Genomic DNA, 13,671 nt, shown 5'->3' on the forward strand with positions numbered 1-13,671 from the left:
GCCCGGCCGGGCGGGGGGGGGGGGGGCGGGGGGGGGGGGCCGGTGGGCCCGCCCCCGCCGGTTCTCGTTCGGGCAGTGTCTCGTGGGGGGAGAGCAGAGGAGGGGCGATGACCAGGGAATCACCGCGCACACGTCGCCCCGCCGATCCGACCAAGCCGCCGAAGGCGACGACCTCGAAGGCCGGTGCGTCCAAGGCCGGCGGGTCCAAGCCCGGTGCGCCGTCCAAGGCCTCGACGTCGAAGCGAGCGGATGCCGCGAACGGCCCGGCGACCGCCGCCAAGTCGGCGAAGTCGGCCACCACGTCGAAGTCCGCCACGTCGGCGAAGGCCGCCACGGCGAAGTCCGTCAAGTCGGCGACCGCCACGTCGGCGAAGGCCACCACCAAGTCCGCCACGACCGCGAAGCGCGCGACCTCCGCGACCGGCCGCGGATCGGCCCCGGCGAAGTCCGGCGCCGCGAAGCGCGGGGGCTCGGGCGGGCGCCCGCCACGACGTTCCTCGCCGGCCTCGTCGGGGTGGCTCGGCGGCATCCGATTCTCAGGTTTCTCGCTCATCATGATGGGTGTCCTCGTGCTCGCGGTCGTGGTGCTCGCACCGACGATCGCGTCGTTCGCCGAACAGCGGGCGAAGATCGCCGCCCTGCGGGCGGACGTCTCGGCACAGGAATCCGAGGTCCAGCGCCTGCGCGACGAGCGCGAGCGCTGGAACGACGAGACGTTCATCATGACGCAGGCCAGGGAACGGTTGACCTACGTGATGCCGGGCGAGGTGAGCTATCTCGTGATCGACGATCGCGCCGAGGCCGCCAAGACGGATGCCTCGACCGAGGTCTCCGCAGACGTGACCGAAACGAAGGGGGACTGGATGAGCACCATCCTCTCCTCCGTGTTGATCGCGGGCCTCGCGCCCGCCGCTGGAGACGCACCATGAGCCGACCGCCGTTCGAACCCGTGAGCGAGCGCGACATCCGCATCGTGTCCGCGCAGCTCGGCCGGCAGGCGCGCGACGTGGTCGGCATCCCGGCACGGTGCGTGTGCGGTGCGCCGACCGTCGTCGCGACGGCGCCTCGGCTGGCCGACGGCACGCCGTTCCCCACGTTCTACTACCTCTCCCACCCCGCGGCGACGGCGGCGATGAGCTTCCTCGAGGCCGCGCAGCTCATGGTCGAGTGCAACGAGCTGCTCGCCCAGGACGCCGAGGTCGCGGCGCAGTACGCCCGGGCGCACGAGCAGTACCTCGCCGACCGCGAGAGCTTCGGCGTCGTGCCCGAGCTCGCCCGCACCTCCGCCGGCGGCATGCCGACTCGCGTCAAGTGCCTGCACGCCGTCGTCGCGCACTCACTCTCGGCTGGGCCCGGCGTCAACCCGATGGGCGATATCGCCCTCGAGCGCTCGACCTGGACGCCCGAGGTGTGCCAGTGCCCCGACTACGGCGTCGACGGACTCGGCGGCGCGTGACTCCGCGCAGGTCGCTCCCCAAGCTCGTCGCGGCGCTCGCGGTCGGCGTGGTCGTGGCGCTCGCGGGCGCCTCGGCGGCGCATGCCGACACGGTGCGCGACTACCAGTACTGGCTCGCCGACTACGGCTTCACGACCGCCTGGAACACGTCGAAGGGCAAGGGCGTGACGGTCGCCGTCATCGACACCGGTGTCAACGGCAACGTCGCGGAGCTGCGCGGCGTCGTCAAGGGCGGCACGGATGTCTCGGGCCTCGGCTCCGCCGACGGGCAGACGCCGGTCGGCGACGACAACACGCACGGCACGATGGTGGCGTCGCTCCTCGCGGGGCGCGGCACCGGAAGCGGCAACGGGGTCATCGGCGTCGCGCCCGAGGCCGACCTGCTCACGGTGTCGGTCGCGTTCGGCACCGACACGGGCGCGACGAAGTCGAATGACGACCAGATCGCCGAGGCGGTGCGCTGGGCGGTCGACAACGGCGCCGACGTCATCAACATGTCGCTCACGCGGAACACGCCCGACTGGCCCGAGAGCTGGGACGACGCCTTCATGTACGCGTTCGAGCACGACGTGGTGGTCGTGGCCGCGGCGGGCAACCGCGGCAGCGGCACGAGCGAGGTCGGCGCGCCGGCGACGATCCCCGGCGTGCTGGCGGTCGCGGGCGTCGATCGCGACAAGAACGCGAGCTTCGACGCGAGTTCGCAGGGCATCACGCTCGCCGTCGCGGCGCCGAGCGAGGACCTCGTGGGCGTCCAGCCCGACGGGTCCTACGTGGTCTGGGACGGCACGAGCGGCGCGGCGCCGCTCGTCTCGGGGCTCGTGGCGCTCATCCGCTCCGAGTATCCCGAGCTCGATGCCGCGAACGTCATCCAGCGACTCATCGAGACCGCGGATCCGCACGGGCACGAGGTGCCGAGCCCACTCTACGGCTGGGGCATCTTCGATCCCGTCCCGTCGCTGACGGCGACGGTCGAGCCGGTCACGGAGAACCCGCTCGGCAGCCTCGAGGAGTGGATCACGCTGCATCGGCGAGCGGATGCCCCGGTGACCACGGATCCCGCCGAGGAGCAGGAGATCGTGCCGATCGCCGACCCGCCGCCGCCGTTGGACGTCGATGCGCAGACGCTGCTCCCGACCCCGTGGACCCTCGCCTACATCACCCTCCCGCTCTCACTCGTCGCGGGATTTGGTACGCTAGCAGCGCTGTTGGGCATCGGTGCCGCTCGGCATACCAGGCGGACGGCTCGAAAACACGAGCTGTGAGCGCCATCATCAGAAACTGAGGAGTCCATTCACCGTGCCCAAGATTCTCATCGTCGGTGGCGGCTATGCGGGGTTCTACACGGCGTGGAAGCTCGAGAAGTGGCTGCGTGCCGGTGAGGCAGAGGTCACGATCGTCGACCCGCTGCCGTACATGACGTACCAGCCGTTCCTTCCCGAGGTCGCGGCCGGATCGATCGAGCCCCGCCACGCGGTGGTCGCCCAGCGGCGCCACCTCAAGAAGACGAACGTCATCACGGCCAAGGTGTCCGGCATCGACCACGCCTCGAAGACCGCGACGATCACGCCCGAGGTGGGCGAGCCGTGGCAGTTCGAGTACGACGTCGTCGTGGTCACCGGCGGTGCCGTCTCGCGCACGTTCCCGATCCCCGGCATCGCCGACAACGCGATCGGCCTGAAGACCATCGAGGAGGCCGTCGCCATCCGCGACCGCGTCCTCACCAACTTCGACAAGGCGTCCAACCTGCCCCCGGGCCCCGAGCGTGAGCGCCTGCTCACGTTCGTCGTCGTCGGCGGCGGCTTCGCCGGCATCGAGGTGTTCGCCGAACTGCGCTCGTTCGCGAGCTCGCTGCTCGAGTACTACCCGCAGCTCACGTTCGACGAGACGCACTTCCACCTCATCGAGGCGATGGGGCGCATCATGCCCGAGGTCTCCCTCGAGACGAGCCACTGGGTCATCAAGCACCTCGCCCAGCGCGGCGCCGAGATCCACCTCGACACGCAGCTGCAGAGCGCGGTCGACGGACGCATCGAGCTGTCGACCGGCGAGAGCTTCGAGTCCGACCTCATCGTCTGGACCGCCGGCGTCATGGCGAACCCCGCCATCGTGCGCACGAGCGACCTGCCCGTCGAGGAGCGCGGTCGCATCAAGACCCGCGCCGACCTCCGCGTGGGCGATGAAGACGACTTCGTCGCCGACGCATGGGCCGCCGGCGACATCTCGGCCGTGCCCGACCTCACCGGCGGCGGCGTCGGCGGCTACTGCGTGCCGAACGCCCAGCACGCGGTGCGTCAGGGCAAGCTGCTCGCGAAGAACATCGTCGCGGTGCTCCGCGGCGAGGAGCCGAAGCAGTACGTGCACAAGAACCTCGGTGCGGTGGCCGGCCTCGGCGTCGGCTCGGGCGTCTTCCAGTCCGGCAAGCTCGCGATCAAGGGCCTGTTCGCCTGGTTCGCGCACCGTGGCTACCACGGCCTGGCGATGCCGAGCTGGGAGCGTAAGTTCCGGGTGTTCTGGGGCTGGTGGAACAACTTCTTCCTCGGGCGCGACATCGTGTCGCTGAGCGCGCTGCAGCAGCCCCGCGCCGCGTTCGAGGCGTTCGCGGCTCGTCCGAAGCCCCCGGTCGAGGCCGCGCCGGCTCCGATCGAGGCCGCCCCGAAGGCTGCGGGCAAGACGAAGGCACCGGTCGCCGCGAAGTAGGTTCGCGGCTGCACCGACACGACGCGACGTCGCCTTCGGGCGGCGTCGCGTCGTTGCGTTGCACGGTGTGACGTCCCCGCGGCCTCGCACATGACCGTGCGTGGCGATTCGCAACGACACATGACGGCGGCGGCGGCGACATCCGTTCGCATCGCGCAGAGTGGGAGACATGACGAGCATTGACGTACTGGCGGCCGACACCGACACCGACCGCGACCTGTCCGACTTCGCGCACGAGTGGCGCGAATGGCATCGGGGTCATGAGGCGCGGCGAGCGGCTCCGCACGGGTTCCTCGCGGTCACCGGCATCACCTGGCTCACCGAGGCGCCCGTGCGCATCGACGGCATTCCGGGTTCGTGGTCGACCGGCGCCGAGGGGCCGGTGGTCGAGCTCGCCGACGACGAGCACCTGCGCGACGGCGACGCACGCCTCGTCGGCCGCCACGCGTTCGGGCCGATCCCCGAACGCTCGGGACTCACGGTGCAGTCGGGCGAGGTCGTCATCGAGATCGCCCGGCGCGGCGGGCAGGACATCGTCAGGCCGCGGGACCCGGGGCATCCGTACCTCGCCCGCTTCACCGGCACGCCGACCTACGCGCCGACCGAGGCGTGGGCGCGGCACGGGCGCTTCCTCGCCTACGACGCGCCCCGGGAAGTCACCGTGGGATCGGCGGCCGAGGGGCTCCAGCACGTCTACGAGGTGCCCGGCGTCGTCGCGTTCGAGATCGACGGCCAGGTGCACCGCCTGACGGCGTTCAACGGACAGGGGCCGGGGGAGCTGCACGTGCTCTTCACCGACGAGACCAGCGGGGTCACGACGTACGTCGCGACCCGGAGCCTCGACATCGCCGCACCCGATGCCGACGGCGGGGTCGTGCTCGACTTCAACCGCGCGGTCAACCTGCCGTGCGCGTACACCGACCACGCGACGTGCCCGCTGCCTCCCGCGGGCAATCGACTCTCCGTCGCGGTCGAGGCCGGCGAGAAGACCCCGCTCGAGCGCGAGCGGGCCTGAGCTTATGAGCGTCGTCGACACCGACGTCGTCGTGATCGGCGGCGGAGCCATGGGCTCGGCCGCGGCGTGGCAGCTCGCCTCCCGCGGCCGCGAGGTGATGCTCCTCGAACGCTTCGAGCCGGGCCACCGGCACGGCGCCTCGCACGGCTCGTCGCGCAACTTCAACGTCGCCTATGCCGAGCCGGCGCACGTGGCGATGCTCGTCGAGTCGCACGTCGCGTGGCGTGAGCTCGAGGCCGAGACGGGCGTGCCGGTGCTCGACCAGGTGGGGCTGGTGAACCACGGCGGCGACGGCGCGGTCGACGACGAGGTGCACGCCGCACTCGCTGCCGTCGGCGTCCCGGGCGAGTTCCTGCCGCCCGAGGAGGCTCGCCGCCGCTGGCCCGGCATCCGCTTCGAGACGCGTGCGCTGCACCTGCCGACCGCCGGACGCCTGCATGCGGATGCCGCGGTGCGGGCCCTGCAGCAGGCGGCGATCGCCCGCGGCGCGAGCGTCCGCCACCGCACCCCGGTGCGCAGCATCAGCGTGGACGGGCCCGACCGCGTGCGCATCCGCACCGATTCCGAGACGATCACCGCTCGTCGGGTCGTCGTGACGGTCGGCGGTTGGACCTCGAAGCTCCTCGGCGGCCTCGTGCCGCTGCCGCGTCTCGTGGTGACGCAGGAGCAGCCGGCGCACTTCGCCGTGCGCGACGACGGCCTCGCTTGGCCTGGGTTCAACCATCGACCGGGGCCCGGCGACGACTGGTGGTACTCGGGCGTGTACGGCATGCTGACACCCGGCGAGGGCGTCAAGGCCGGATGGCACGGCGTCGGCCCGGTCGTCGACGCCGACCTCCGCGACTACCAGCCCGAGCCGGTGCAGTTCGCGGCGCTCCGGCGCTACGCGAGCGAGTGGCTCCCCGGCGTCGACGCGGAGGTCGCGGTGCCGATCAGCTGCACCTACACGACGACGCCCGACCAGGTGTTCGTGCTCGACTCCTCCGGCCCGATCAGCGTCGGCGCCGGGTTCTCCGGACACGGATTCAAGTTCACCCCGGCGGTCGGGCGCATCCTCGCCGACCTCGTCGACGGCCGGCCCGCGCCGGGCGTCTTCGGCCTGCGCCGGTTCGCCGCCGTCTGACGCGCGGCGCCCGCCCGCGGCATCCCACCATCGAATCGGAGCGTCCATGACCGACACCCGCCCCCAGCCCGTGACCGACGACGACGTCCTCGAACTCGAGCTCGTCGACTGGCACGACCCGCGGGCGGTCGCGCTGCGCGCCGCCATGGACGACGAGGTCGGCGCGCGGTACGCCGTCGACCTCGCCGACCTCGATCCGGCGACGGTGGCCGCGACGTCCGCGGCGCTCGCCATCGACCCGGAGACGATCGCGGCGACCCTCATCGCCTCGGTCGACGGCGTCGCGGTGGGGCATGCGGCGCTGCGACGGCTCGGCGCCGACTGGGAGCTGAAGCGCGTCGTCACGCTGCCCTCGCACCGCGGTCGCGGCATCTCGCGCGCGCTCATCGAGGAGATCGAGCACCTCGTCGTCGAGCGCGGCGGCTCGCGGCTCATCCTGCAGACCGGCAACCGGCAGCCCGAGGCGATCCGGCTGTACGAGTGGCTCGGCTATCGGCCGATCCCGATCTACGAGCCGTACAGCGTGCTGCCGATGTCGCGCTGCTACGCCCGCGACCTCGTCTGAGCCGACCAGCTTCGACTGAACCGACCCCGGTCGGCTGAACCGACCCCGGTGGACTGAACCGACCCCGGTCGACTCATCCCACCCGGTTCGAGGACCCGGGCCGACTGATCCGCGGGCCGCGGACACCGGCCTGCCCGGACCGACCAGCTGCGTCCCCGTGTGTGACGCCGCGGGTCGGTCCGGGGCGCGAGCATGCCCGACGCGAGGCGTCATCCAGCGCTCCGGGATACCCGACTGAACCGATCGGATTACTCGGGATGAAGTAATCGGTCGCCGCGTGAATCGGCGGATTGCCCGCACCGCCGCGGCTCTCTAGCTTCGAGACATCCGCCCGGAGGACCGGGCCGGAAACGACGAGCAGGACGGAGCGAACGATGACCACTGAGGTGAGCGTCCGATTCGTGAGCGTGGACGACGAGTTGGCCGAGCCGTTGCTCGCGGACCTCGAACGCGAGTACGACGGACGGTACGGCGACTTCTTCGGGGAGCCGGCGAGCACCGAGCTCCGCCGGTATCCCGCGAGCGACTTCGCGGCGCCGCACGGCGCGTTCCTCGTGCTCGTCGTCGACGGCCGGCCGATCGCGGGCGGGGCGTTCCGCCGGTTCGACGAGCACACCGCGGAGCTCAAGCGCGTGTGGACCCATCCCGAGCACCGTTCCCAGGGGCTGGGGCGCCGCGTCGTCGCCGAGCTCGAGCGCGCCGCGCAGGAGCGCGGGTACCGCGACGTCACGCTCACCACGGGGCCGCGCCAGCCCGAAGCCGTCGCGCTCTACCTCGCGAGCGGCTACGTGCCGCGCTTCGACCCGTCGCGCCCGGCCGACGAGATCGGCATCCACGGGTTCGACAAGCACCTCGCCGCCGCGGACGTGCTCGCATGAGCGCGGTCCTGGGCGCGCACGCCACCGAGGCGGATGCCGCGGGCACGACCTCCGCGGCGGGCGCCGGCGGGTCCGCGGGGTCGGGTCATGACGCATCGGGGGCATCCGGGTCCGGCACGGGCTCCGGACACGGCCATGTCGACGCCGGCCTCCGGGTCGTCCCGGTCCGGCACTGGGGCCGATGGATCGCCTCCGCCGTCGTGGTCTTCATCGTGCTGCAGCTGCTCTGGTCGCTCGCGTCGAATCCGAAGTGGGAGTGGGACGTCTTCGCCGAGTACTTCTTCGCGCCGTCGGTCGTCAACGGCCTCGTGCTCACGCTCTGGCTGACGGTGGTCGCCGGCGTCGCCGGCTTCGTGCTCGGGGCGGTGCTCGCCGTGTTCCGGCTCTCGAAGTCGCCCCTGCTGAACGCCGCGGCCTGGTGGTACGTGTGGTTCTTCCGGTCGGTGCCGCTCGTCGTGCAGATCCTCGTCTGGTACAACCTCGGCTACCTGTATCCCACGATCGGACTCGGTACGCCGTTCACCACCGACTTCTGGATCGTCGAGTACCCGACGACCATCATGATCAGCGCCTTCGCGGCGGCGGCGATCGGCCTCTCGCTGCACCAGGCGGCGTACTCGGCCGAGATCATCCGCGCCGGCATCCTCTCGGTCGACCAGGGGCAGCTCGAGGCGGCCGGGGCGCTGGGCCTGCCCCGCCGCATCCGCTTCTTCAGGATCACCCTCCCGCAGGCGGCGCGGGCCATCGTGCCGAACGCGTTCAACGAGATCATCGGGCTCGTGAAGGGCACCTCCGTGGTGTTCATCGTGGCGCTGCCCGAGCTCTTCTACACGGTGCAGGTCATCTACAACCGCAATACGCGGGTCATCCCGCTGCTGCTGGTCGCCGTGGTCTGGTACGCGCTGATCACCACGATCCTCTCGATCGCGCAGTTCTACGTCGAGCGGCGGTACGCCCGCGGCACCGTCCGCGAACTCCCCCCGACGCCCGTGCAGCGCGCTCGTGCGTGGGTCGGGACGCAGTGGCGACGACTCGGCGACCAGCCGCCCGAGCGCGATGCCGGCCCGGCACCCGATCGCGAACCCCAGCCCGCCACGACGCGCACCGGAGGTGCCGCATGACGCTCACCCCGTCCTTCGACCTGCAGCAGGTCGCCACCCGCCGCCCGGCGACCGTGGGCCGCGTGGAGATCACGGACGTCTCGAAGGCGTACGGCGCGAATCAGGTGCTCCGCGATGTCTCGCTCACGGTCGAACCCGGCCAGGTCGTCGCCCTCATCGGTCCGTCGGGATCCGGCAAGTCGACGCTGCTGCGCACCATCAACCACCTCGAGACGGTCGACCGCGGGTCGATCACGGTCGACGGCCAGTACATCGGCTACGAGCGCAAGGGCGACACGCTCCACGAGTTGCGCGAGGCCGAGATCCTGCGCCGGCGCACCCAGGTGGGACTGGTCTTCCAGAACTTCAACCTCTTCCCGCACCTGACCGCGATCGAGAACATCATCGAGGCGCCCATCGCGCTCCGCCGCCAGGACAAGGCGCAGGCGCGCTCGCTCGCCGAGGCGCTGCTGGCCAGGGTGGGACTGGCCGACAAGGCCGACCACTACCCGCGCCAGCTGTCCGGAGGACAGCAGCAGCGCGTTGCGATCGCGAGGGCGCTCGCCCTGTCGCCGAAGGTGCTGCTCTTCGACGAGCCCACGAGCGCACTCGACCCCGAACTCGTCGGCGAGGTGCTCGACGTGATCCGCGGCCTCGCGCGCGACGGGACGACGCTCATCATCGTGACGCACGAGATCGGCTTCGCCCGCGAGGTCGCCGACCGGGTCGTCTTCCTCGACCGCGGCGAGATCCTCGAGGTGGGCACCCCCGCCGAGGTGCTGCGCCGGCCGCGGCATCCGCGAACCAAAGACTTCCTCGCGAAGGTGCTCTGACCGGGCACACGAGCGAGCAAGAACCCGGCGCGGCATCTGCGGTGCCGCGCCGGGTGAATCCGAAACCTTTCCCGGCACTCGGACGGGATCAACACTAGGAGAGTCCTCTCATGGCAATCAACAAGAAGCAGGTCGGGGTGATCGTCGCGGGCGTCGCGGCGGTGGCCCTCATCGGCGGCGGCATCGTCTGGGCCGTCGGCGCCGGAAACTCGGCCGCGGCCGACGACGATGCGAAGGGAAGCACCGAGGAGCAGGTGGCGGCGGCGACGCAGTTCGACCTCACCTCGCAGAACGCGGCCGATCGGCCGAGCATCGAACCGGTGCAGGCCGCGGTCGACGCGCTCGACGCGAGCGGGTTCACCCCCATCCAGGCGGGCAAGCTGACCGTCGCGGTCTCGCCCTACGCGGCACCGCTCGGCGTGCTCGCGTCCGACGACGACACGACCATCATCGGCTCGGAGGCGGACTTCGGCGCGCTCATCGCCGACGGCCTCGGGCTGGAGTACAACCCCGTGGCGGTCAACTGGGCCGACTGGCCGCTCGGCATCCAGTCGGGCAAGTACGACCTCATCGCCTCGAACGTGACCGTGACCGAGGAGCGCAAGGAGCTCTACGACTTCGCGAGCTACCGCCAGGACCTGCTCGGCTTCTACGTGCAGGCCGACAGCGAGATCGACTCGATCACGGGCTCCGAGGACATCACCGGCCTGAAGATCGTCGTCGGGTCGGGCACCAACCAGGAGAAGATCCTGCTCGCCTGGAACGAGGAGCTCGAAGGGGCCGGCGAGACGCCGGCGGAGCTCGTCTACTACGACGACCAGGCCGCTGCGGACCTCGCGCTCTCGTCCGGCCGGGTCGACGCCAGCTTCGGCCCCAACGCCACCGCGGCGTACCGTGCGGCCACGACCGGTGAGACGAAGCTCGTCGGCACGGTCAACGGCGGATGGCCCGAGACCGCGCCGATCGCGGCGGGCACGGCCAAGGGCAACGGCCTCATCGAGCCCGTGCAGCTCGTGCTCCAGTCGATCATCGACGACGGCACCTACGACGAGGTCCTCGAGCGGTGGGCGCTCACGACGGAGGCCATCGACGCCTCCGAGATCAACCCGCCCGGGCTGCCGAAGTCCGAGTAGCACGCGAACGACGGATGCCGCGTGGCGCGTGGCCGCGCGGCATCCGCTCCCTCCCGACCTCGGCCGAGGTCGACCGGTCGAGGTCGTGGTCGGTCGGGTCGGTCGGATCGGTCGAGTCGGTCGGGTCGAGGTCGGAATCGGACGGAAGGCGGCGCACATGGGCGAGCGACACTGGCTGATGCTCGGGGCGAGCGGATACACCGCGTCGTTCATGCTGCCGGCCGCGGAACTCGTGCTGGCCCGCGAGGCCCGCGAGTCCGGCGAGGCCGCGAGCGTCGCACGGCGCTCCCCGACGCCGGGGCACCGCGCCTGCGAGGGCGCATCGGGTCGCTGCGATGCTGGATGCGACCGGCTCAGCGGGCGTCGCATCGACCGGGCCTTCACGCGAATCATCGCCGGCTACCGGCCGGGCTGAACAACATCGCGGCGTACCCAAGTGGTCAAAGGGAGCGGACTCATAGCCCGCCATTCGCAGGTTCGAATCCTGCCGTCGCGTCGGAATCGCCGCCGCACCTGCCGGAGAGGCCGGTCGGTCAGGCGGCGATCGTGCCTGTCGCGCGCGGCACGTCGATCGTGAACGCGAACAGGCGGATGCGCCGGTCGCCGTCGACGATGTCGTGCTCGCGCTCGCCCAGGCGGCTGAAGCCGAGGCGGCCGTAGAGCCGGTGCGCCCCGGTCATCTGCTCGCCGCTGTTCATCACGACGCGGTCGAGTCCGCGCAGGCGCGCGAGTTCGATCACCAGGCGCGTGAGCGCCTCGCCGACACCGCGTCCGCGCGCGGGCGGATCGACGGCGAGGAGGCGGAAGTCGAGTTCGCCCGGCTGGGCGAGCGGCGAGATCGTGCCGCCGCGTCGAGGCGTGGCGACGCTGCCGAGCAGCTCGCCCGTCGTGCGATCGGCGGCGACCCACACCTGGTGGTCGCGGGCACGCGGGGCGACCTCGGCGATCGAGGCGCGGTACCCGTCGGAGAGGTCGTACGCGATCTCGTAGGCGCGCAGCGACAGCGCTGCGACGGCGTCGAGCTCGTCGTCGCGGACGAGCCTGATCACGAGGTCGTCGCGATCGCGCAGCGGCAGGCGGTAGTCGACGTGGTCGATGCGGGTGTCGGATGCCGCGGCATCGGCGTCGGCGTCGGCCGCCGGCTCCCGATCGGCGCCGGCCGGCGTGAACCGCTCGTAGCCGAGCCGTTCGTAGAGTCGCTGCGCGGGGAGGTTCAGCGTGCCGGTGTCGAGCACGACGGCGGGAGCACCCCACGTGAGCGCCTCCTCGTGCGCGGCGAGGGCGAGCGCCTCGCCGATGCCGCGACCGCGGGCCTCGGGTGCGACGCCCAGCAGGCGCAGTTCGGCCTCCTCGCCGACGGCGAGCCGCGACTGGGCCGAGCCGGCGTGCAGCAGGCTCACGGTGCCGAGGATGCGACCGGGGAGCCGTTCGAGCAGGCGGCCGGCGGCGGCATCCGCTCGGCCGCGGCCCGCGGCGCCCGCGAGGTCGAGGTCTCGCACGAGATCGGGATCGGGGTCGTGCTCGAGGGCGATGAGCACGGCACCGGCCGCCGCTCGTTCGGCGACCGCGTCCACGAGCGCGCGCCGCTCGGCCGAGACGGGCAGGTGCCCGTACGGTCCCGCTGCGAACGCACGATCGGTGAGCGCGGCCACGGCCGCGTACTCGTCGGGTCGCGCGGCTCGGATCGTGAACGCGGTCGCCTCGCCCATCAGGCGGCTGCCGGTTCGAGCACGCCCACCGTCGAGGCGGCGTCGGTGGATTCGACGCTCGCCGCGGCATCCGCCTCTGAACCGCCCGCGAAGGCGGGACGAGCCGCGTACGGGTCGCCCTCGCCCCAGAGGGTCGTCGGGAACTCGCGCCGCAGCACCGGGAACACCTCGGAGGCCAGGCGGTCGAGCTGCTCGTGCTGCTGCTCGACGGGCAGCGTCGTGGGCAGGCTCACCGACTGCAGGTCGTGACCGAACGTCTCGTGGAACCGGCCGATCTTGTCGATGACCTGCTGGGGGCTGCCGACGAGCGCCGGTCCCTCGGCGATCGCGTGATCGATGTCGCGGAACGGCGTGTTGTTGCCGGGGACGTTGGTCGCCGCCACCAGGGCGTCGTAGACGGGGCCGTAGAGCTCCTTGGCCTGCTGCGTCGTGTCGGCGATGTAGAGCGAGCCCGAGCCCGCGCCGACGTAGGCGTAGCGGGCGTCGTGTCCGTGCCTGGCGTATTCGTCGCGGTAGTGGCGCACGAGGACCGCGTAGTTCCGGAGCGGCTGGATCGCATTGGCGCTGAACAGCGGGTCGCCCCACTTCGCCGCGAGGGCGGCCGAGGCGAGGGTGGTCGCCGAGCCGTGCCACACCCGCGGGGCGCCCGCGAACGGCCGGGGGAGGGTCGTCGTCGCGTGCTGCGCACGCGTGTACGGCGTCGCCGCCCACTCGACGTCGGTCTCGCGCCAGAGGCGGCGCAACAGCGCGTACTTGTCGGCGAGGAGTTCCCACTGGTCGTCGATCTCGAGCCCGAAGAGCGGGAACTGCGCGGCCTCGTTGCCCTTGCCGATGGTCAGCTCGAGCCGGCCGCGCGAGAGCTGGTCGATCGTCGCGTAGTCCTCGGCGACGCGCACCGGATCGAGCACCGAGAGCACGGTGACGCCCGTGTGCAGGCGGATGCGCGAGGTGGTCGCCGCGATCGCGCCGAGCAGCACCGTCGGCGAGGACGACAGGAAGTGCCCGGCGTGGCGCTCGCCGACCGAGAACGCGTCGAATCCGAGGCGCTCGGCGCGCCGGGCCGACTCGACGGTCTGGTCGAGTCGCTCCGCGGCGCTCACGAGTCGCCCGGTGACGGGGTTCTCGACGTGGGGGACGATGTCGAGCAGCTGGAACCGCATGG

The 13,671-nt window shown here is 71.8% G+C and carries 14 protein-coding genes and 1 tRNA gene; 13 read left to right on the forward strand and 2 right to left on the reverse strand.

Annotated features, from left to right (window positions below; translation table 11 throughout):
• Positions 1–107: 107 nt before the first annotated feature.
• The 13 genes from ACR3IO_RS10615 to ACR3IO_RS10675 all read left to right on the forward strand — a co-directional run bounded on the left by ACR3IO_RS10615 (position 108) and on the right by ACR3IO_RS10675 (position 11,296).
• Positions 108–929 (forward strand): FtsB family cell division protein, encoded by an 822-nt coding sequence (locus tag ACR3IO_RS10615; protein ID WP_434071180.1) that lies wholly within the window; start codon positions 108–110, stop codon positions 927–929.
• On the forward strand, positions 926–1,456 hold the full coding sequence (locus ACR3IO_RS10620) for a DUF501 domain-containing protein (RefSeq protein ID WP_434071181.1): 531 nt from the start codon (positions 926–928) through the stop codon (positions 1,454–1,456). The genes ACR3IO_RS10615 and ACR3IO_RS10620 overlap by 4 nt, the downstream gene beginning before the upstream one ends.
• The gene (locus ACR3IO_RS10625; RefSeq protein ID WP_434071182.1) at positions 1,453–2,718 is read left to right on the forward strand and encodes a S8 family peptidase; all 1,266 of its coding nucleotides are present in this window, start codon (positions 1,453–1,455) and stop codon (positions 2,716–2,718) included. The genes ACR3IO_RS10620 and ACR3IO_RS10625 overlap by 4 nt, the downstream gene beginning before the upstream one ends.
• Positions 2,719–2,752: 34 nt before the next feature.
• Positions 2,753–4,153, forward strand: coding sequence for an NAD(P)/FAD-dependent oxidoreductase (locus ACR3IO_RS10630; RefSeq protein WP_434071183.1), 1,401 nt, complete (start codon positions 2,753–2,755; stop codon positions 4,151–4,153).
• Between the two features lie 169 nt (positions 4,154–4,322).
• A complete protein-coding gene (locus ACR3IO_RS10635; RefSeq protein ID WP_434071184.1) occupies positions 4,323–5,168 on the forward strand; it encodes a DUF1684 domain-containing protein in 846 nt (281 codons plus the stop codon).
• A 4-nt stretch (positions 5,169–5,172) separates the two neighbouring features.
• Positions 5,173–6,291: an FAD-dependent oxidoreductase gene (locus ACR3IO_RS10640; RefSeq protein WP_434071185.1), complete on the forward strand. Its 1,119-nt coding sequence runs from the start codon at positions 5,173–5,175 to the stop codon at positions 6,289–6,291.
• A gap of 46 nt (positions 6,292–6,337) precedes the next feature.
• Positions 6,338–6,856, forward strand: a complete 519-nt coding sequence (locus tag ACR3IO_RS10645; RefSeq protein WP_434071186.1) for a GNAT family N-acetyltransferase — start codon at positions 6,338–6,340, stop codon at positions 6,854–6,856.
• Between the two features lie 290 nt (positions 6,857–7,146).
• Positions 7,147–7,734 carry a GNAT family N-acetyltransferase gene (locus ACR3IO_RS10650; RefSeq protein WP_434071187.1) on the forward strand — a complete coding sequence of 196 codons (588 nt, stop codon included), beginning with the start codon at positions 7,147–7,149 and terminating at the stop codon, positions 7,732–7,734.
• Entirely contained in the window at positions 7,731–8,855 is a 1,125-nt protein-coding gene (locus ACR3IO_RS10655; RefSeq protein ID WP_434071188.1) for an amino acid ABC transporter permease, read from the forward strand. Before ACR3IO_RS10650 ends, ACR3IO_RS10655 begins: the two co-directional genes overlap by 4 nt.
• On the forward strand, positions 8,852–9,667 hold the full coding sequence (locus ACR3IO_RS10660) for an amino acid ABC transporter ATP-binding protein (protein ID WP_434071189.1): 816 nt from the start codon (positions 8,852–8,854) through the stop codon (positions 9,665–9,667). The genes ACR3IO_RS10655 and ACR3IO_RS10660 overlap by 4 nt, the downstream gene beginning before the upstream one ends.
• Positions 9,668–9,777: 110 nt before the next feature.
• Positions 9,778–10,800, forward strand: a complete 1,023-nt coding sequence (locus ACR3IO_RS10665; protein WP_434071190.1) for an ABC transporter substrate-binding protein — start codon at positions 9,778–9,780, stop codon at positions 10,798–10,800.
• A gap of 157 nt (positions 10,801–10,957) precedes the next feature.
• Complete coding sequence (locus ACR3IO_RS10670) at positions 10,958–11,215, forward strand: hypothetical protein (RefSeq protein WP_434071191.1); 258 nt, start codon at positions 10,958–10,960, stop codon at positions 11,213–11,215.
• 7 nt (positions 11,216–11,222) lie between these two features.
• Positions 11,223–11,296: transfer RNA gene (locus tag ACR3IO_RS10675), tRNA-Met, on the forward strand.
• Between the two features lie 37 nt (positions 11,297–11,333).
• On the opposite strand, the gene ACR3IO_RS10680 is transcribed toward ACR3IO_RS10675, so the two are convergent.
• Complete coding sequence (locus ACR3IO_RS10680; RefSeq protein WP_434071192.1) at positions 11,334–12,509, reverse strand: GNAT family N-acetyltransferase; 1,176 nt, start codon at positions 12,507–12,509, stop codon at positions 11,334–11,336.
• The gene (locus ACR3IO_RS10685) at positions 12,509–13,669 is read right to left on the reverse strand and encodes an LLM class flavin-dependent oxidoreductase (RefSeq protein ID WP_434071193.1); all 1,161 of its coding nucleotides are present in this window, start codon (positions 13,667–13,669) and stop codon (positions 12,509–12,511) included. The genes ACR3IO_RS10680 and ACR3IO_RS10685 overlap by 1 nt, the downstream gene beginning before the upstream one ends.
• Between the last annotated feature and the right edge of the window lie 2 nt (positions 13,670–13,671).

The sequence above is a fragment of the Agromyces sp. Marseille-Q5079 genome, from assembly GCF_051016555.1.
Taxonomy (GTDB): Bacteria; Actinomycetota; Actinomycetes; order Actinomycetales; family Microbacteriaceae; genus Agromyces.

Coding starts and splice junctions, on each gene's coding strand:
- ACR3IO_RS10615 (WP_434071180.1), top strand. CDS start 108: ATGACCAGGGAATCACCGCGCACACGTCGCCCCGCCGATCCGACCAAG.
- ACR3IO_RS10620 (WP_434071181.1), top strand. CDS start 926: ATGAGCCGACCGCCGTTCGAACCCGTGAGCGAGCGCGACATCCGCATC.
- ACR3IO_RS10635 (WP_434071184.1), top strand. CDS start 4,323: ATGACGAGCATTGACGTACTGGCGGCCGACACCGACACCGACCGCGAC.
- ACR3IO_RS10640 (WP_434071185.1), top strand. CDS start 5,173: ATGAGCGTCGTCGACACCGACGTCGTCGTGATCGGCGGCGGAGCCATG.
- ACR3IO_RS10645 (WP_434071186.1), top strand. CDS start 6,338: ATGACCGACACCCGCCCCCAGCCCGTGACCGACGACGACGTCCTCGAA.
- ACR3IO_RS10655 (WP_434071188.1), top strand. CDS start 7,731: ATGAGCGCGGTCCTGGGCGCGCACGCCACCGAGGCGGATGCCGCGGGC.
- ACR3IO_RS10660 (WP_434071189.1), top strand. CDS start 8,852: ATGACGCTCACCCCGTCCTTCGACCTGCAGCAGGTCGCCACCCGCCGC.
- ACR3IO_RS10665 (WP_434071190.1), top strand. CDS start 9,778: ATGGCAATCAACAAGAAGCAGGTCGGGGTGATCGTCGCGGGCGTCGCG.
- ACR3IO_RS10670 (WP_434071191.1), top strand. CDS start 10,958: ATGGGCGAGCGACACTGGCTGATGCTCGGGGCGAGCGGATACACCGCG.
- ACR3IO_RS10680 (WP_434071192.1), bottom strand. CDS start 12,509: ATGGGCGAGGCGACCGCGTTCACGATCCGAGCCGCGCGACCCGACGAG.
- ACR3IO_RS10685 (WP_434071193.1), bottom strand. CDS start 13,669: ATGCGGTTCCAGCTGCTCGACATCGTCCCCCACGTCGAGAACCCCGTC.